The sequence below is a fragment of the Kribbella flavida DSM 17836 genome (genome assembly GCF_000024345.1).
GTDB lineage: Bacteria > Actinomycetota > Actinomycetes > Propionibacteriales > Kribbellaceae > Kribbella > Kribbella flavida.
Window position 1 is genome coordinate 4,744,581 of the sequence record NC_013729.1, and the last position, 17,637, is coordinate 4,762,217.

A 17,637-nucleotide genomic window follows, 5' to 3' on the forward strand; every position below is an offset into this window, starting at 1 on the left:
GGTCAGGCCATCGGGGAGTCTAACCCTGAGCGGCGGCAAGTACCTCATGACGCCGGGTCACGTTTACGTCACTCGCGCCCCGGACGCCTGGCGAGGACCACCGCGCTCACGTCGTGGACCGTGCCGCCGCACGGTCTCCCCCGGTGAACGCGCGCGATCGTCCCCGAAGTTCCCGGTGCGGATCGCCGTACGATCTTCGCCGCCGCCGGCGGCCGGACGTGGCCGCGGCCGGTCACTCGTCGTCGGCGTCGAACAGCGTGTCGGCGAACGTCGCGCCCTTCGGCACCGTCAGGCCGAGATGCCGCCAGGCCGCCGGAGTCGCCACCCGGCCCCGCGGCGTGCGGGCCAGGTAGCCCGAGCGGACCAGGAACGGCTCGGCCACCTCCTCCACGGTCTCGCGTTCCTCGCCGACCGCCACCGCGAGAGTGGACAGGCCGACCGGTCCCCCGCCGAACCGGCGGCACAGGGCGTCCAGCACGGCCCGGTCCAGCCGGTCCAGGCCCATCCGGTCCACCTCGTACAGGTCCAGTGCGGCCTTCGACAGCGCGATCGTGACGATGCCGTCGGCGCGGACCTCGGCGTAGTCGCGAACCCGGCGCAGCAGCCGGTTCGCGATCCGGGGTGTGCCGCGGGAGCGGGAGGCGATCTCGGTCGCGGCCTCCGGCGTGATGTCCACGTCCAGCAGCGCGGCCGACCGGTTGACGATCTTCTCCAGCTCGGCGGCGGCGTAGAACTCCAGGTGCCCGGTGAACCCGAACCGGTCCCGCAGCGGCCCCGGCAGCAGCCCGGCCCGGGTGGTCGCGCCGACCAGCGTGAACGGCGGGATCTCCAGCGGGATCGCGGTCGCGCCCGGTCCCTTGCCGACGATCACGTCGACCCGGAAGTCCTCCATCGCCATGTACAGCAGCTCTTCGGCCGGGCGGGACATCCGGTGGATCTCGTCGAGGAACAGCACCTCGCCCTCGCTCAGCCCGGACAGGATCGCGGCCAGGTCGCCGGCGTGCTGGATGGCCGGCCCGCTGGTCACCCGCAGCGGCGCCGACAGCTCGGCGGCGATGATCATCGCCAGCGTGGTCTTGCCCAGCCCCGGCGGGCCGGACAGCAGCACGTGGTCCGGCGCGCGCCGGCGGCCGCGGGCGGCGTGCAGCACCAGCTCGAGCTGCTCGCTGACGCGGCGCTGACCACCGAACTCGGCCAGCGTGCGCGGGCGCAGCGCCGACTCGATCTTGCGTTCCTCCAGGTCGACCGCGTCGGCGGAGACCAGCGGCCTGACGTTCTCGTCCATCCGCTACGCCTTCGACAGCACGCGCAGCGCGGCCCGGAGCAGGTCCGGCACGGACGGCTCGCCCTCTGCGGCCAGCGGCGAGACCGCGACCACGGCGTCCTCGGCGTCGCGGGCGGACCAACCGAGGCCGACCAGGCCGGCCTGGACCTGGTCCTTCCAGGCCTCGGTCGCCTGCAGTGGCCGGCCGGCCACCATCTTGCTCGGCGCGCCGATCTTGTCCTTCAGCTCCAGCACGACCCGCTGAGCGCCCTTCTTGCCGATGCCCGGCACCTTGACCAGCATCGCCAGGTCCTCGCTCGCGACGGCCTGGCGCAGCTGGTCCGGGCTGAGCACCGCGAGCGCGGCCTGGGCCAGCTTCGGCCCGACGCCGGAGGCGGTCAGCAGCAGCTCGAACAGGCTCTTCTCGTCGTCGTCGGCGAAGCCGTACAGCGTCAGCGAGTCCTCACGGACCACCATCGACGTGGCCACCCGGGCCTCCTGGCCGGGGCGCAGACCAGCCAGTGTGCCGGGGTGGCAGAATACCTGCATCCCGACGCCGCCGACCTCGATCACCGCACTGTCGACCCCGATCGCGGCCACCGGGCCACGCACGAACGCGATCATCGCTTCCCTCCTCGTACTGCCCGCAGCTGCGCCTGGCGGATCTGCGTCGCCTGGGCCAGCGCGGCCTGAACCTTTGCCACCTGCACCTGGGACTGCGCCCGCGCCCGGGCTTCCAGCTCGGACTGCGCGGCCTCCTGCCGCCGGCTCGTGCCCGCGCCACGCCAGACGTGGCAGATCGCCAGCGCCAGCGCGTCCGCAGCGTCGGCCGGCGTCGGCCGCTCGGGCAGCTGCAGGATGCGCGTCACCATCGATGTCACCTGCTCCTTGCCGGCTCGCCCCGAACCGGTCACCGCGGCCTTGACCTCACTCGGTGTGTGCAGCGCGACCGGCAGCCCGCGCCGGGCAGCAACCACCATCGCCACACCGGACGCCTGCGCGGTGCCCATCACCGTCCGCACGTTGTGCTGCGCGAAGACCCGCTCCACCGCGACCGCGTCCGGCGCGTGCTCGGCGATCCATTGCTCGATCCCGGCCTCGATCAGGACCAGCCGCTGGGCCACGTCCAGGTCGGTCGGTGTCCGGATCACCCCGACGGCGACCAGCTTCGGCGGCCGGCCGGGCGCACCCTCGACGATGCCGAGGCCGCACCGGGTGAGCCCCGGGTCGACGCCGAGCACGCGCATGGACCACCTCCGAACGTTTGTTCGACAACCCTAAGCGGGCACCGCGGCCGGACGAAATCGACGCGCCGCCGGACGGCGAAGGCTCAGCCCACCGGTCGATCAGAAGTAGTCGAGCATGTACGGCGCCGCGCCACCGAACGCCGTGTCCAGCAGCCGATCCGACGCCACCGGACCACCGGTCACCAGGCCCGCGGTGCGCAGCGCGGCCAGCGGCGTACCGGCGTACAGGGCGGCCAGTCCACGGGAGCCGAGCTGCAGCACGTCGCCGCTGCGGTCCGACGGCGTGAGCTCACCGGTGCCGTCGGCAACGGACAGGTGCCACCGCCCGGACTGAGCCGGTACGCCGGGGTCGTCGATCAGCAGGTCGACCTCAGCCGCAGCGCCCGGCGCGAATCCGCGCGCAGCGATCGCGGCGGGAGCGTCCAGCAGCCGCAGCATCCAGCGCTGGACGTGCGCCTGCTTGTCGGCCTCGTGCTCGACCAGCAGGTGCACCGGGTCGTTCGGCGAGAGGTAGGCGTGCACGGTGCGCGCGATGGACGCGCCGGAGCCGACGGTCGCCCAGAGCGCCCGGGCGGTCGCCTCGCTGTGCGCGACGAGCTCGTCGACCTGCAGGTCACCGTCGGACCAGTTGTAGACCACGAAGCCGTCCTCGGCGAGGTAGGCGAAGTTCTCCTCGTCCTCGAGCCACTCGGCGATCTTCGACTCCGGCCAGACCAGCAGACCGCTGGCCCGGGAAGCCTCGTGCGCCGTGCCGACCAGCTCCAGGAAGCGAGCCGCGTCCTTCGCACCAGCCCGGCGCACGGCAACCTCACGACCTCCCAGCGAGCGCAGATCCGCCGCCTGGAAGGAGAAGCGGTACCGGTGACCGCCGAACTCGTAGCCGAGGTGCCGGTAGATCACCGTGGTGGCCGGGTAGAGCGCGCTGATCGGCATGCCTTTGTCGCGGCTTCGCTCCAGCACCCCTCGCATCAGCAGGCTGCCGACTCCCCGCCCCCGGTACTCCGGTGCGACCACCACGCCGGCGATTCCGGCCATCGGCACACGCCGGCCGCCCCACCACTGCTGGAAGTCCCAGATCCGGGCCGCGGCGACCACCTCGTCGCCGGAGACGACGCCGAGGAACCGGCCGTCGTGCACGAACTCCACCGCGTCCCGGACCCAGTCCTCCCGGGCTCCGGCGGCGAGCAGGCCGAACGAGCGGGCCCGAACCCGCAGTACGTCGTCCAGCTGGGTCTCGGTGATGTCGACAAGGCGCAGGTCATCGGTCACACCCCGGACCCTACGTCGCCAGGGCGATCATTTCCTGTCGGTTACCCAGAGGTGGATGGTGCCCTCGACGACGACCGTGCCGTCGGCACGGGTGGCCCGGACCCGGACCGGGACGTCCGGCCCGGCGGTCCAGTCGGCCGGGTCGGTCTCGGCGCTGCAGGTCAGGTCCGAAGTGGACTTGGCCAGGTACGCGACGTCCATGCCCTTGGGCAGCCAGCGCTTGCCGGCCGGCACGGTCGCCTCGGCGAGCGCGCCCATCGCCGCCTCCAGCCCGTTGCAGACCGCGATCGCGTGCACGGTGCCGATGTGGTTCTGCACCGCGCGCCGCTTGGGCAGCACCAGCGCGGCGTAGTTCGGGCTGACCTGCACGAACCGCGGCCGAACCGACCGGAAGTACGGCGCCCGGCGGGTGAAGGCGTAGGAGAACGCCCTCGTCCCGCCCGGCAACGTCCGGAACTTCTGCCACATCGCCAGCACCTGGGTCGCCATAGCGAGATGTTACCCGCAAGTACGGCGGCGGGCAGCGCGGGTCAGCCGACCTGCGCCATCACCTCGTCGGAGACGTCGAAGTTGGCGTAGACGTTCTGCACGTCGTCGCTGTCCTCGAGGGCGTCGATCAGCCGGAAGATCTTGTTCGCGCCCTCGGCGTCCAGCTCGACCGTCATCGACGGCACGAACGAGGCGTCGGCCGACTCGTAGTCGATGCCGGCCTCCTGCAGCGCGGTCCGGACCTTGACCAGGTCGCTCGCCTCGCTGATCACCTCGAACGACTCCCCCAGGTCGTTGACCTCGTCGGCGCCGGCCTCGAGCACGGCCTCCATCAGGTCGTCCTCGGTCAGCGTCCGGCCGTCCTGCTCCTTGGAGAGCACGATGACGCCCTTGCGGTTGAACAGGTAGGCGACGCTGTTCGGGTCGGCCAGCGACCCGCCGTTGCGGCTCATCGCGGTCCGGACGTCGGCCGCGGCCCGGTTCCGGTTGTCGGTCAGGCACTCGATCAGCATCGCGACGCCGTTCGGCCCGTAGCCCTCGTAGGTGATCGACTGCCAGTCCGCGCCGCCGGCCTCGGCACCGGAGCCGCGCTTGACCGCGCGCTCGATGTTGTCGTTCGGGACCGAGGACTTCTTCGCCTTCTGGACCGCGTCGTACAGGGTGGGGTTGCCCGCGAGGTCACCGCCGCCGGTGCGGGCGGCCACCTCGATGTTCTTGATCAGCTTCGCGAAGAGCTTGGCGCGCCTCGAGTCGATGACCGCTTTCTTGTGCTTGGTGGTGGCCCATTTGGAGTGGCCTGACATCGCGAACCCAACCCTTCTACCGCCGAACTGACTTAGTGGTCGCGCACCAGGTCGGCGAAGTAGCCGTGCAACCTGGCGTCCCCCGTCATCTCCGGGTGGAACGACGTGGCCAGCAGCCGGTCGTGGCGAACCGCGACGATCCTACTGTGTTGTGCCTCCGGCCCCGCCCGGTCCCACCCGGCGTCGGGGCCCTCGCTCACCGTCGACAGCACCTCGACGTCCCGGCCGACCCGCTCCACCCACGGTGCCCGGATGAACACCGCGTGGTACGGCGTACTGAACGCGGCGAAGTCCAGGTCGGCCTCGAACGAGTCGACCTGCCGGCCGAACGCGTTGCGGCGCACGGTGACGTCCAGCCCGCCGAGTGTCTCCTGGCCCGCGATCCCGCCGGTGATGTCTTCGGCCAGCATGATCATTCCCGCGCAGGTGCCGAACACCGGCATCCCGTCCGCGATCCGCTTCCGCAGCGGCTCGAACAGCTCGAACGACCGGGCCAGCTTGCCCATCGTGGTGGACTCGCCACCGGGCAGCACCAGGCCGTCCACCGCGTCCAGCTCCGACGGACGCCGTACCGGTTTCCCCTCGACGCCGACCTCGGCCAGCATCGCCAGGTGCTCGCGCACGTTGCCCTGCAGCGCGAAGACACCGATCACCGGCTCGCTCACGTCAGGTCTCCCTTCCGGTCTTGTCCACCCGAGCCACCGGCTCCGAGCAGCTTGTGCTCGTGCGGCCCGATCCCCAGTGTCTGATAGCTGCCGCCTGCAAGGACGTCACAGCGAGACCCTGCGTTGCCAGGTCACGGTGACCTCGATGCGGCCTTCGTCGAAGACGGCCGGCAGGTCACGCTCGTGCAGCAGGGTCAGGACGTCCTCGAGCAGCGGCTCGCCGGGCGCGACGTTGGCGGTGTCGGGATGCCAGAGCTTGAGCTCCAGCATGCCGAAGTCGACGGCGTGCCAGACGTCGGTGTCGGTGAAGAAGACCAGACCCTTCGGATCCGACGCGGCCTCCAGCGCCTTGCGGGCCTCGTGGTGATCCGCGCAGTAGCGCACCACCACGATCCCGAGCGACTCCAACTCGTCCAGTACGGCGTCCAGCCGGTCCGGGTTGGTCTCGGCCGGCCAGGTCTCAGCATCGGCGCGCAGGGCTGCGGCGGCCTCCCCAATCAGCTCAGGAACCAGTACTGCCGGGTCCGCTGACGGAGCGTCCTCCTGCACAGCCTCCGTCAGCGCCGCGGTCACGGCAGCCCGGTCGGCGTACCCCGATCGGACCAGGACTCGCGCAAGCCCGCGCAGCTCCCGGTCCGTGCGCTCGCCGATCACCTGCCGCGCTCGGCGAGCCGGCGCCACCGCAGGAGCTTCGACAGTCCATCCACACTCCCCAAGATATCTCCATTCACCGGCGAGGTTTGAGCCGCTTGGTCGGGACGGCGGTGAGTGGATCCTCCGGCCACGGATGGCGCGGGTAGCGGGCTCGCAGGTCGGCCCGGACCTGGGGATACCCCTGCTTCCAGAACGATGCGAGGTCGCTGGTGATGGCGACCGGCCGCTGTGCGGGCGAGAGCAGGTGCAGAACGACCGGGACCCGACCGTCCGCGACGGCAGGAGTGGCAGTCCAGCCGAACACCTCCTGCAGCTTCACTGCGAGGACCGGAGGCTCCACACCGTCGTACGCGAGTCGTACCTCGGAGCCCGAGGGGACTCGGAGCCGTTCCGGTGCGAGTTCGCCGAACCGGGTCGCCGCGGGCCAGGGCAGGAGTCGCCGGAGTGCCGAAGCCACGTCGAGCTGGCCAAGGTCGCGCGCGCCGCGCACCGAGGCGAGCTCGGGCCCCAGCCAGTCGTCGAGATCGGCCAGCAGTGCTTCGTCGTCGACCGCCGGCCACGGGGCTCCGAGGTGCGCGTGGCAGAACGCGAGCCGCTCCCGCAAGGCGAGGGCGGCGGCCGACCAGCGCAGTACGGACAGCCCGCTGCGGCGGATGCCGTCCCGGACGGCCGCTTGGACGAGCAGCCGGTCGGGCCTCGCCAGCGGGACGTCGTTGAGCACGATCGCGCCGAGCGCCTCGACGCGCCGCGTCACGATCCGGCCGTCGTCCCAGCGGATCCGGTCGGTGGTCGAGACGAGGTCGCCGGCGATGTCTCGCGCGGTCTGCTCGTCGATCGGCGCCGCGGAACGGATCCTGGCGTCGGCGCGACCCGGTGCCCGGTCGGCAACCGCGATCGCCAGCCAGGGCGAGGTCCGCAACGGCGACTGCGGATCCAGCGCGGCGCCCGTACCTCCGGACATCTGGTACGTCGCCGAGTCGGCTCCCCGGGCCCGTGCGATCCGATCCGGGTACGCCAGCCCCACCACGACGCCCACCGCAAGGTCGTCCGGTACCGCGCTCGTCTCCCGCTCCACCGGTCTTTCGGGATGCGCACGCCGACCAGCCGGCACTGCACCTCTACCCGATGGTTCGCCCCGGCCGAGGCGCTTCGTCTCCTCCCGCCAGCGGGCCGTGGCTCTCCGGTCATCGCCGCGGCGGAGGGCTCGCCAGCGGGCCGGCAGATCGTCGCCGAAGTCGCGGCCGGAGTCGTCCGAGAGCAGCGCGACGATCTCGCGGGCCCGGTCGGCGCCGACCCGCGGCGTACCGTCCAGCACCGCACGGGCCAACCGCGGATGCGTCCCGATCGCCGCCATCCGCCGTCCCCGCTCGGTGATCCGGCCGCGGTCGTCGAGAGCGTCCAGGCGGCGCAGCAGGTCGGTGGCCGCGCTCATCGCCACCGCCGGCGGCGCATCGAGCAGGGTCAGACCGTCACCGGCAGGCGCACCCCACGCCGCGAGGTCGAGGGCGAAGGCCGCCAGATCGGCGATCGCGATCTCCGGCGCCGGATGGTCGTCGAGATGCGCGTGGTCGGTGGCCGACCAGCACCGGTAGACCCGGCCCGGCGCCTCCCGCCCGGCGCGACCCGCGCGCTGGTCGGCCGACGATTTCGACACCCGGCAGGTGACCAGGGCACCGAGGCCACGGGACTGGTCGGTCCGCGGCTCCCGGGCCAGCCCCGAGTCGACCACGACCCTGACCCCGGGCACCGTCAGCGAACTCTCCGCGACCGACGTCGTGACGACGATCCGGCGGGTGGCGGCCGGCGCCAACGCGCGGTCCTGCTCGGCCCTGGACTGGCGACCGAACAACGGCAGGACGTTCCGACCGGCCAGCCGGCGCGTCACCCCGTCGATCTCGGCCTCCCCCGGGACGAACACGAGCACGTCGCCGTCGTTCTCGGCCAGTGCACGCTCCACGACGGTCGCGACGTGATCCAGCAGCCGCGGGTCGACCCGCCCACCGGGAAGCAGCGGCACCGGGACCGGCGGCGGCGCCCACTCGATCGCCACGTCGAACAGCGCGGCGGACGCGGTGATCACGGGCGCCGGAACCTCCGAGCCCAGTGCACGACTCAACCTGACCGTGTCCGCGGTGGCCGAGGTCGCGACGAGCGCCAGGTCTTCCCGCAGATTCGCCCGGATGTCGAGGCAGAACGCGAGCAGCAGATCGGCATCGAGGTGCCGCTCGTGGCACTCGTCGATCACGACCGCGGCGACACCCGGCAGCTCCGGGTTCTGCTGCAGACGCCGTACGAGCAGCCCTGTCGTCACCACCTCGACCCGGACTGCTGCGCCGCCGCTGCGTTCACCGCGCATCGCGTACCCGATCCGCTGCCCGAGCGGTTCGCCGACCAACTGCGCCAGCCGGGCCGCAGCCGCACGGGTCGCCATCCTTCGCGGCTCGGCAACAACGACCGTGCCCCCGCCGAGCGCGTCACCCAGGGCCAGCGGCAACAGCGACGTTTTCCCCGACCCGGGCGGCGCCACCAGCACCGCCGTACCGTGCGAACGCACCGCCTCGACCGTGGCCGGCAGAACCGCCCGGACAGGCAGATCCGCCCCCGGCACCGACGCTTCAGGCAACAACACGTCCCCGACGCTAACCGACTCCCTCGCCACGGGCGCGAGGCTCACGCCGACCACCGCGGCGTGAGCCTCGTCGTCCGTCGTACCAGCCGCGCTCAGCGAGCCGGTGCGGGTTGCGGCTTCACGCCGGGGGCGCCTCTTGCAGGGCGCGCACCTCGACACGGCTCCGCAGCACCCGGGAGGCCCGCTTGGCCCATCCGATCGCGTCGTCGTCGTTGTCGGCCTCGATCACCCAGAACCCGCCGAGGTACTCGCTGGCCGTCGCGAAGGGACCGGGGGTGAACTCCGGACCGTCGCCGGTGGCGTCCACGGTGGTGGCAGTCGACGGCGGCATCAGTCCGCCGGCGAACCGGAAGGCGCCGCTGTCCTGGAGCGCGGTGTTGAAGGCCCCCACCTCGGCCATGAGCTGCTCCAGCTCCGCGGGGTCGATGCTCTCCATCGTCGGCTCCGTTTCGGAGTCATGGGGAAGGCTGAGGAAGTACTGGGTCATCAGGTGCTCCTTGGTCGCTGATCTGCGTCTCGGTCCGGCCGAGCGCTGACTGAAACGCTACGGAGAAGGCACCTGGTGGAGCATCAGTCATCGTGACTGGCTTCGGATGGCGGACTACCGGCCTCGGCAGGAGGTTCACGGCCCGGCGACGAGGCCGGCCAGCTCGCTGCGGGCGGTGACACCCAGCTTCGGATAGGCCTTGTAGAGGTGGTGGCCAACGGTGCGCGGACTGAGATAGAGCTGCGCGGCGATCTGTTTGTTGGTGTGCCCGGCCGCGGCCAGCTGCACTACCTGCAGCTCCTGCGGAGTGAGCAGGGTGAGGGGGCCGATGGCGCGCTGCTCGGTCCTGGCTCCGCCGAAGGCAGCGAGCTCGCCGTGGGCGCGTTCGGCCCACAGGGTCGCACCGATGCGTTCGAACCCGGCGGCCGCCGCCTCGAGGTGGGCCCGCGCCTCGGTGCGCCTGCGTTGCCGACGCAGCCATTCGCCGTACACCAGCCGGGTGCGAGCGTGGTCGTACGGGCCGCCGTGCCGCTCGTGCAGCCGCAGGCCTTCGACGTAGAGCGGTTCGGCCTCGCCGTCATCGGCCAACAGCGCGCGGCACCGCAGCGCGAGCCCGGTGGTGACCGGCTGGTCGACCCGCTCGGCCCAGTGCGCGAACTCCGCCAACGCCTCTCCTGCCCGGTCCGGTGCGCCGCTGCGGACTGCTGCCTCCACCAGGTCGGGCACCGCCCGCATCAGTACGTCGCGGCGGGCGGGGCCGCGGCAGACCTGTTCGAGTCCGCCGAGCGCTGTCTCGAACCGCCTGGCGGACAGATCGAGCATCGCCAGGCCCCATACCGCGATCTCCGCATTCACCCGGTGCCGGCTCCGGGCGTCAGGAAGCACCTCAGCAGCCAGATCCCGGCTGCGGGACTCCTCCCCCGCCACGGCATGAAGCCACACCTCCACCGAGCGGTGAGCGAGTCGCTCGGTCGAGTTGCCGAACTCCTCGCTGACGGCCGCGCCTTCCGCGACATCCGCGCGAGCGTCCGCGAACTCGCCGCGCAGCAGCCGCGCGACCGCCAGCACGTTGAGGAGGTAGGGCACCCAGCCCAGCGCCCCGGTCGCCCGCACCTGGGCGAGCATGGCCTCGGTTCCGGCGACGACCTCGTCGTCGGCGGCGATCAGGAGCCCGCCGACCGCTGCGGTCATCCGGTGCGTCAGGTCGAGTTCACCGTCGCGTACGGCGGCCAGGAGCTCGCGTGTCGGGCCGACGGCCGGCTTGGGGCGTCCGGCGAACAGCTCCTCCCACCCGAGAAAGGCGGCGACCACGATCGCCCAGTGCCGCGGCGGCGTGAACTCGCGCAAGAGGTCGACGGCCTGTTGCAGCAGGTCGTGGGCCGCCCCGTGCCGGGCGGCGTGCACGGCTTCGTAGAGATTGAGCGCGGCCTGCTCGGGATCGGTGTCGCGCACCAGCGCGGCGGCCTCGATCGTCAGTTCCGCGTCGATCCGCGGCGAGGTGCGCTCGTAGGCCACAGCACCCTGGGCGTAGATGGCCTCGGCCCGGATGCCAGGGTCGGCGGTCAGCGAGAGCGCTTCGGCCGCCAGCCGGGCGGCTCGGTCGGGCTTGCCGGCGTCGAACGCGGCTTGGGCGGCCTGGGCAATCCGCCGGGCTCTCGGCTGCGGGTCCACACTGAGCCGGCCGGCGCGCTCGTAGGCGACGGACACCGCCATCGCGCCGCCACGGTGCCGGGCACGCTCGGCAGCGCCTTCGAGCTCGACCGCCACCGCCTCGTCGGGAGCCGTTGCGGCGGCGGCGAGATGCCAGGCGCGGCGATCGGCGACCGCGTCGGCCGGCAGCGCGTCGGCGTACGCCTGATGCACCTCGACCCGTCGATGCAGCGGCTCGCCCCGATAGGCAGCCGCACGAACCAGTGGATGCCGGAACGCGACGCGGGTCCCGGTCCGGACCAGGGCGGCGCGTTCCGCGGGCGCCAGGTCGGCGGCAGCACCCCCGAGGGCCTCGACCACCCGCAGGACCGTTTCGAGCGGCGCCGTCGAGTCCGCCGCGGCGACCAGGAGCGCCCGTCGGGTCGGGTCGGGAAGTTCCGCGATCTGCCGGCGGAACAGCTCCTGGACCCGGACGGACACCGGCAACGTGCCGACCATCCCGGCCGGGTCGGCGTCATCGGCCTCGTGCCGGGTCGATCCGAGCTCGATGATCGCCAGCGGATTGCCGGCGGATTCCTCGAGCACGCGTGCCCGCAACGAGTCGGCCAGCTCCGGCGCCCGAAGGTCGAGCAACCGGGCGGCGGCCTCCGCCGCGAGGCCGGACAGCTGCAGCACCTCGACACCCGGAGTCTCGAACGGCATCGACGTCTCGCGCACCGCGAACAGCAGCGCGATCGCGTCGGCCTCGAAGCGACGAGCCGCGAACAGCAGCGCCTCCGCGGAGCCCTGGTCGAACCACTGCAGATCGTCGACGACGCACAGCAGCGGGCCGTCCTCGGCCAGATCCGCGAGCAGCGCCAAGGTGCCGGCGGAGATCAGGAACCGATTCGCCTCACCGCTCTCGGCCAGCCCGAAGGCACCGCGCAAGGCCGCGGCCTGAGGTCCCGGCAGAGCGTCCAACCGGTCCAGATGCGGAAACAGGAGCTGATGCAGGCCGCCGTACGCCAACTCGGAGTCGGACTCGACCCCGGTCCCGCTCAGCACCTGGAAGCCTTCGGCTCTCGCCACCGACACCGCACGGTCGAGCAGCACCGACTTGCCGACGCCTGCCTCACCCCGCACCACCAGCGCACCGCTGTGCCCGGCACACGCATCCGCCAGCAGTCGTTCGATTCGCCTCAGCTCGTCGTCTCTTCCCACCAGCGACATGCGGTCACGATAGCCGCGCTCGGCGAGCCGGTGCGGCTGCGGGATCTCGTCGACGGGACGCATTCTCCGCACCAGTCAAGGCGTTTCAGGGTGCCGTGGCGGGGTTCGGCGCCTGGGCCGGTGCAGTCGTGACGGCGTGGACGGCGAGGCGGAGCATTTCGGTTTCGGTCTCCACCTGCACCGCATCGGCGGGCAGGGCACGTTGTGTCATGAGGCCGTTGAGCACGGTGGCGAGGAACCGTGCCCGTTGCTCGACCGCGCCGTCGGGGATCGCGCCTTCGTCGATGAGAGTGGTCAGCCATCGCTCGATGCGGTGCCGGCCCAGGCGCTCCAGCGCGAGGTAGGTGGCCGCCTCGTCGTCGGAGGGCGTGGAGGCCACGTACGCCTCGTAGATCCCACCCCAATGCCGCCGCGCCCGATCGCCGGTGCCCACTTGGGCGAGCAGCAGTCTCAAGCACGCGACGAGCCGCTCGTTCGGTGTGCTCGTGTGATCGTCGATCGGGTCATCAGGAATGTCGACGTCGTAGATCCCGGCGATGACGGTGTCGATGAGGGCTCGCTGCGTGGGAAAGAAGTGCCGCAGCGAGCCCGTGCTCACCTGGGCGCGGGCGGCGACGGCCCGAACGCTCAAGCGAGCGGTCGGGTTCTCGCCGAGCATCGTCGCCGCGGCGATCAGGATCTTGTCGCGCGTTCCCGGCTCCGCGGGCTGAGCCTCCATGGATGGTCCTCCTTGTGACGACCTTCTAGTACAGCGTGCTAGTCTGCTGACCGCGACTAACACAGCGTACTAGTTCGGATCTTCGAGAAGAAGGAGCAGCTGATGCCCGACAGTTGGCGGAACCGTCGCGCCGCGCGGCGCGTGCGACCGGGAGCCGGCGAGCCGCTGCCGCGCTTCCGTTGGTGGCAGGTGCTCAGCAGGTCGCTGCGTACACTCACCCTCCGCGCGTCTGACGGCACCACCGACACCTACGCGGTGGACGTTCGCCAGGCGGGCGATGCCGACGACGGGGTGGTCCGCGCGCGGCTGTACCTCAACGGTTCGCTGCTCTCGTACTCGAGGCTGCCGGCCCGCTTCTCGGTGCCGGGAGGCCACATCGAGGTCGCCGTCGGCACCTATGGCCTCCGCCGCTGTCACTACGTGCGCGCAGACGGCGGCGAATCGCCACTGATTCCCGATCCCGGCTCCGCCGAGGGTCGCCGCGCCCGGCTGCACCGCAGGCGTCCCGCTCTGAGCCGGCTCGTCGGCATCGTCTCGACCGCCTTCGTCGTCGCCGGGCTGTGCGTGACCGTGCCACAGCTCATCGAGACGATCTCCCACGTTCCTCCCATCGCCGACTCGATCGGAACCTTCAACTGGCCCGTCCAGCTCCCTCCGACGGCCGTTGTGGTGATCGGACTCGCCGCGGTCGTCGGCAGCACGGAACGTGCCCTCCGGATGCGGTCCAGCTGGCTCGACGATCTCGCCAGCTGAACCCACGAAAGGAAACCATGTCGAACCCCGCCCCGAGCTGGCTCCTCCAGGTCGACGAACCGGTACCAACGCCCCGCGCGCCTGCCGCCGTCGAGTATCACCGCGTCTATGCGGGTGAGAAGCGCCGAGTTCTCCGCGGCGTTCTCGCGATCGTGCTGCTGGTCGTCGGCCTGGTCGGATTCGCGCAGTTGTTTCTGTTCGGCGCTCGCGTCGTCGACACGCAGATCCTCGGGCGCACCGGCTTCACGCCCCTCCAGCAGACCGCGGGTGCGCTCTCGCTCGCCGTACTGATTCCCTACTGCATGCTGTTGCAACGCCTGCTCTACGGAGTGCCCGCCCGCTCGCTGCACTCCGTGGCCGGACGCTTCAGGTACAGCGTCTTCGCTCGATCGCTACTGGCCTTCGGCCCGCTGCTGCTCGTCGTCATAGCAGCCGGCTTCCTGCTGGAGCCCGGCGACCCGGTCCCGTGGACCTACGCCGACCTGGTCGCGTTCTTCGTGATCGGGATGCTGCTGACACCGCTGGCGGCGGCCGGCGAAGAGTACGGGTTCCGCGGGTTCATGTTCCGCGTCGTGGGCGGGTGGACGCGCGGCGCCCGCTCCGGCGCGGTGATCGGCATCGTCGCCACGACCATCCTTTTCTCGCTCTTCCACGGCTCGCTCGACCCGTACATCCTCACGTCGTACCTCGTTCTGTTCGGGTCGCTGGCGATCATCACCTGGCGCACCGGTGGACTCGAGGCAGCCGTCGCCCTGCACGTTGTTTACAACCTCACGGCCCTCGTCCTCGGCACGACGCTGCACGTCGACCTCGGCGGCGCGCTCAGCAGCCGCGGCGAAACGGCAGGCTCGATCGCGAACCTCGTCCCCAGCGGCGCGCTGGTCCTCATCACCGCCGTCGCCTGGTGGATCACCCGGAAGACCGGCCCCGCCCGCACCCCACAATGAGCCGCCCCCGCATGCCACCACCTCGAAGCCGGCGACGAACCAAGTGTCAGCGAAGAGCTGCGGCGGCTTGAGTCACCAGCCAGCTCTCCGATCGCTCGTAGGTCCAGCCGTTGTCATCGTGCAAGGTGAAGTAGCCGGAGTATCCGAAGTAGAACCAGAGGATGTCGCTCGCCTCCGCGACCGTCGTTCCCTCGCGCAGACCGCCGACGTCGTGGAGCCGGGTGGCGACGGTCTCGATGGCCTCGCGGTAGCGCGTCGTGGCCACGCGCAGGTTCTCGGCGACCTCGGGGTTGTGGGGCGCGGTGGACAGCACCAGCCGAATGATGTCGCCGTAGGTCTCGCGCATGGACCTGACCACCGCCGCGGTGTGCCGCAGGATCTCGTCGGGGTCGGTGAGGGTTTCGATCTGAGAAAGGGTCTGCGCCACGATCGGCGCTTGGCTCCACAAGTCGACCAGCGTTCGGATCAGGCCCTGTTTGCCGCCGGCCACCGCGTACACCGTGGCCGGTGCGACGCGGGCCTCGGCCGCGATGTCGTCGATCTTCGTCGCGAAGAATCCGTGACGGGCGAAGAGTAGACGTGCCGCGTCGGTGATGGCGGCGCGGGTGGCTGCGGCGTACTCGGCGCGCCGGCCCCTCGGAGGCTCGGTCATGGCAGCTCAGCCTAGTCCCAGGTCATTCGCCAGAGGTGCACTCTGATGAATAGAGCGTTACTCTGGTGACGTGAGTGACATGCTGACCTCCGGAACGGAATACGAAGCAGCCCTGTCGATCTGGAACGGTGCGGTGACCAGCCGTCCGCTTGCCGTCGTTCGATGCGCCGGCCCGGCCGATGTCCAGGCCGGGGTGCGGACCGCCCGGGAGAAGGGTCTCCCGCTGTCGGTCCGCGGTGGCGGGCACGACTGGGCCGGCCGGGCGCTGGCCGACGGCGGCCTGACCCTCGATCTGAGCCCGATGCGACAGGTGAGCGTCGACCCGGTCACCGCGATCGCCACCGTGGCGGGCGGCGCCACCGCGGCTGACGTGGCCGCGGCCGCGCAGCGGGCAGGCTTGGTCGCGGTGACCGGGACGGCCGGTTCGGTCGGTATGGCCGGTCTGACGCTCGGCGGTGGTTACGGACCGTTGAGCGGCCGGTTCGGTCTCGCCGCCGACAACCTGCTGTCAGCCGGCGTAGTGCTCGCCGACGGCACGCTGGTCACCGCCGACGACGAGCACGACCCCGAGTTGCTCTGGGCGCTGCGCGGTGGTGGAGGCAACTTCGGTGTGGTCACCACGATGCGGATCCAACTGCACGCGGTGCCGGCGATCCTGGCCGGGATGATCATGTACCGGTTCGACGCTCTGCCGGAACTGGAGGAGTCGCTGCTGCGCGGGCCGGACGAGCTGACCGTGCAAGCCGGCTTCATCACGACCCCGACCGGTGAGCCGGCGCTCTTCGCCGCACCGACCTGGTGCGGCGATCCCGAGGTGGGAACCCGGGAGTTGCAGCGGCTCACCGAGCTCGGCGAGCCGCTGGCGGCGCAGGTCGGGCCGACCACGATGGTCGATCAGCTCGCACAGATCGACGCGATGTTCCCGGCCGGTCGCCACGTCGAGATCGCGACGCGGACAGTCACCGGACTCGACCGTACCGTTCAGGACATCTTGCTCGACGCGGCAAACGCCAAGACCTCGCCACTGTCCGCGATCTCGCTGCACAGCCTCCACGGGGCGGCCGCTCGCGTGCCTGCCGACGCCACCGCGTTCCGCAACCGGACGCCGCACCTGATGGTCGAGACCATCGCGGTCTGGGAACCAGGGGACCCCGATGAAAAGCGGCACCGGGACTGGGTACGGGCGACCGACCGCCTTCCGGGCGGCTATCCCAATCTGCTCGGGCCGGACGACACAGAGCGCACCGCAGCCGTCTTCGGGCCGAATACCGAGCGACTGGTCGCCGCCAAACGACGGTACGACCCTGAACTCGTGTTCCACGCCCCGGGCAAGCTCTGACGGCCGATATCCGCGAGACAACCGCCCGAACGACGACGGGTAGCAGGTGACGGAGGAGTGCAGTGGCCTGGAGCACCCGCGAGATCGCTCAACTCGCCGGCACCACACTGCGAGCGGTACGCCATTACCACGACATCGGACTGCTGGCGGAACCACAGCGGCGTACCAACGGCTACAAGCAGTACGAGGTGGCTCACCTTGTCCGGATCCTGCGTATCAAGCGCCTGACGGAGCTTGGCTTCTCGCTGTCCCAGATCGCGACCATGGACGACACCGACGACCAACCTGTGGAGGCCCTGCGCACCCTCGACGCCGAACTCGCAGCCACCATCGAACGTCTCCAGCGCGCTCGCGTCGAACTCGGCGTCATCCTGCGGCAGCCGACGCCGGCCGAACTGCCACCTGGCTTCGCCGCCTCCGACGTCGTGGCGCGGATGTCACCCGCCGACCGCTCGTTCATCGTCGTGCTGACCCGGGTCCTCGGAGCAGAAACCATGCGGGCCTGGGCGGACCTGCTGCGTGAGCCCGTCATCGACCCGGTCGCCCAACGGTTCGACACGCTTCCCGCCGACGCCGATGAGCAGACCCGCGCCGCGGTGGCCCGGGACCTGGTCCCCTACGTACGCACGCTGTCCGCGAAGCATCCTGACGTGAAGATCACGAACGCCGGTACCCGGTACAGCGCGCGCTACGTCGAGCAGGCCGTCGGCCAAGCCCTGAGGGAGCTCTACAACAGCGCGCAACTGGACGTTCTCCGGCGCATCAGCCGACTGCTGTCCGACCCGCACGACCAGCCGGCTCAGTGATTCGGGTGTGGTTGCCCGGTGACCGGGAGGGCCCCGCCGTAGGTTGCCCGGTTCTC

The 17,637-nt window shown here is 71.2% G+C and carries 17 protein-coding genes; 4 read left to right on the forward strand and 13 right to left on the reverse strand.

Annotated elements, in window-relative coordinates; all coding sequences use genetic code 11:
* Positions 1-232: 232 nt before the first annotated feature.
* The 12 genes from ruvB to KFLA_RS21910 form a co-directional block, all read right to left on the reverse strand.
* Entirely contained in the window at positions 233-1,285 is a 1,053-nt protein-coding gene (ruvB, locus tag KFLA_RS37120) for a Holliday junction branch migration DNA helicase RuvB (protein ID WP_012921990.1), read from the reverse strand.
* A gap of 3 nt (positions 1,286-1,288) precedes the next feature.
* A complete protein-coding gene (ruvA, locus tag KFLA_RS37125; protein ID WP_012921991.1) occupies positions 1,289-1,888 on the reverse strand; it encodes a Holliday junction branch migration protein RuvA in 600 nt (199 codons plus the stop codon).
* Positions 1,885-2,511 (reverse strand): crossover junction endodeoxyribonuclease RuvC, encoded by a 627-nt coding sequence (gene ruvC / locus KFLA_RS21865; RefSeq protein ID WP_012921992.1) that lies wholly within the window; start codon positions 2,509-2,511, stop codon positions 1,885-1,887. The genes ruvA and ruvC overlap by 4 nt, the downstream gene beginning before the upstream one ends.
* Before the next feature lie 99 nt (positions 2,512-2,610).
* Positions 2,611-3,780: a GNAT family N-acetyltransferase gene (locus KFLA_RS21870; RefSeq protein ID WP_012921993.1), complete on the reverse strand. Its 1,170-nt coding sequence runs from the start codon at positions 3,778-3,780 to the stop codon at positions 2,611-2,613.
* Between the two features lie 27 nt (positions 3,781-3,807).
* Positions 3,808-4,269 (reverse strand): hotdog fold domain-containing protein, encoded by a 462-nt coding sequence (locus KFLA_RS21875; RefSeq protein WP_012921994.1) that lies wholly within the window; start codon positions 4,267-4,269, stop codon positions 3,808-3,810.
* Between the two features lie 41 nt (positions 4,270-4,310).
* A complete protein-coding gene (locus KFLA_RS21880) occupies positions 4,311-5,072 on the reverse strand; it encodes a YebC/PmpR family DNA-binding transcriptional regulator (protein ID WP_012921995.1) in 762 nt (253 codons plus the stop codon).
* Positions 5,073-5,104: 32 nt separating this feature from the next.
* Complete coding sequence (gene pdxT, locus KFLA_RS21885; protein ID WP_012921996.1) at positions 5,105-5,737, reverse strand: pyridoxal 5'-phosphate synthase glutaminase subunit PdxT; 633 nt, start codon at positions 5,735-5,737, stop codon at positions 5,105-5,107.
* A gap of 105 nt (positions 5,738-5,842) precedes the next feature.
* A complete protein-coding gene (locus KFLA_RS21890) occupies positions 5,843-6,418 on the reverse strand; it encodes a DUF6891 domain-containing protein (protein WP_237706562.1) in 576 nt (191 codons plus the stop codon).
* A 46-nt stretch (positions 6,419-6,464) separates the two neighbouring features.
* On the reverse strand, positions 6,465-9,020 hold the full coding sequence (gene hrpB, locus KFLA_RS21895) for an ATP-dependent helicase HrpB (RefSeq protein ID WP_148256696.1): 2,556 nt from the start codon (positions 9,018-9,020) through the stop codon (positions 6,465-6,467).
* Positions 9,021-9,138: 118 nt separating this feature from the next.
* The gene (locus tag KFLA_RS21900) at positions 9,139-9,507 is read right to left on the reverse strand and encodes a YciI family protein (RefSeq protein ID WP_012921999.1); all 369 of its coding nucleotides are present in this window, start codon (positions 9,505-9,507) and stop codon (positions 9,139-9,141) included.
* Between the two features lie 135 nt (positions 9,508-9,642).
* Positions 9,643-12,429, reverse strand: coding sequence for a helix-turn-helix transcriptional regulator (locus KFLA_RS21905; protein ID WP_012922000.1), 2,787 nt, complete (start codon positions 12,427-12,429; stop codon positions 9,643-9,645).
* Between the two features lie 22 nt (positions 12,430-12,451).
* Positions 12,452-13,084, reverse strand: a complete 633-nt coding sequence (locus KFLA_RS21910; RefSeq protein ID WP_012922001.1) for a TetR/AcrR family transcriptional regulator — start codon at positions 13,082-13,084, stop codon at positions 12,452-12,454.
* 102 nt (positions 13,085-13,186) lie between these two features.
* Here KFLA_RS21910 and KFLA_RS21915 point away from each other — a divergent pair, with 102 nt between their 5' ends.
* A complete protein-coding gene (locus tag KFLA_RS21915) occupies positions 13,187-13,837 on the forward strand; it encodes a hypothetical protein (RefSeq protein ID WP_012922002.1) in 651 nt (216 codons plus the stop codon).
* 17 nt (positions 13,838-13,854) lie between these two features.
* Positions 13,855-14,784 (forward strand): CPBP family intramembrane glutamic endopeptidase, encoded by a 930-nt coding sequence (locus tag KFLA_RS21920; protein WP_012922003.1) that lies wholly within the window; start codon positions 13,855-13,857, stop codon positions 14,782-14,784.
* 46 nt (positions 14,785-14,830) lie between these two features.
* Here the strand turns inward: KFLA_RS21920 and KFLA_RS21925 are convergent, their stop codons facing one another.
* Entirely contained in the window at positions 14,831-15,436 is a 606-nt protein-coding gene (locus tag KFLA_RS21925; protein WP_012922004.1) for a TetR/AcrR family transcriptional regulator, read from the reverse strand.
* A 79-nt stretch (positions 15,437-15,515) separates the two neighbouring features.
* Between KFLA_RS21925 and KFLA_RS21930 the strand changes: the two genes are divergently transcribed.
* Positions 15,516-16,775, forward strand: a complete 1,260-nt coding sequence (locus KFLA_RS21930; protein ID WP_085956231.1) for an FAD-binding oxidoreductase — start codon at positions 15,516-15,518, stop codon at positions 16,773-16,775.
* 62 nt (positions 16,776-16,837) lie between these two features.
* Positions 16,838-17,581, forward strand: coding sequence for a MerR family transcriptional regulator (locus KFLA_RS21935; protein ID WP_012922006.1), 744 nt, complete (start codon positions 16,838-16,840; stop codon positions 17,579-17,581).
* Positions 17,582-17,637 lie beyond the last annotated feature (56 nt).

Excerpts from the sequence above, each read along its gene's own strand:
- KFLA_RS21875 (WP_012921994.1), bottom strand. The coding sequence starts at position 4,269 with ATGGCGACCCAGGTGCTGGCGATGTGGCAGAAGTTCCGGACGTTGCCG.
- KFLA_RS21915 (WP_012922002.1), top strand. The coding sequence starts at position 13,187 with ATGCCCGACAGTTGGCGGAACCGTCGCGCCGCGCGGCGCGTGCGACCG.
- KFLA_RS21920 (WP_012922003.1), top strand. The coding sequence starts at position 13,855 with ATGTCGAACCCCGCCCCGAGCTGGCTCCTCCAGGTCGACGAACCGGTA.
- KFLA_RS21880 (WP_012921995.1), bottom strand. The coding sequence starts at position 5,072 with ATGTCAGGCCACTCCAAATGGGCCACCACCAAGCACAAGAAAGCGGTC.
- ruvC (WP_012921992.1), bottom strand. The coding sequence starts at position 2,511 with ATGCGCGTGCTCGGCGTCGACCCGGGGCTCACCCGGTGCGGCCTCGGC.
- ruvA (WP_012921991.1), bottom strand. The coding sequence starts at position 1,888 with ATGATCGCGTTCGTGCGTGGCCCGGTGGCCGCGATCGGGGTCGACAGT.
- KFLA_RS21905 (WP_012922000.1), bottom strand. The coding sequence starts at position 12,429 with ATGCGTCCCGTCGACGAGATCCCGCAGCCGCACCGGCTCGCCGAGCGC.
- KFLA_RS21900 (WP_012921999.1), bottom strand. The coding sequence starts at position 9,507 with ATGACCCAGTACTTCCTCAGCCTTCCCCATGACTCCGAAACGGAGCCG.
- ruvB (WP_012921990.1), bottom strand. The coding sequence starts at position 1,285 with ATGGACGAGAACGTCAGGCCGCTGGTCTCCGCCGACGCGGTCGACCTG.
- KFLA_RS21925 (WP_012922004.1), bottom strand. The coding sequence starts at position 15,436 with ATGACCGAGCCTCCGAGGGGCCGGCGCGCCGAGTACGCCGCAGCCACC.
- KFLA_RS21930 (WP_085956231.1), top strand. The coding sequence starts at position 15,516 with ATGCTGACCTCCGGAACGGAATACGAAGCAGCCCTGTCGATCTGGAAC.
- KFLA_RS21910 (WP_012922001.1), bottom strand. The coding sequence starts at position 13,084 with ATGGAGGCTCAGCCCGCGGAGCCGGGAACGCGCGACAAGATCCTGATC.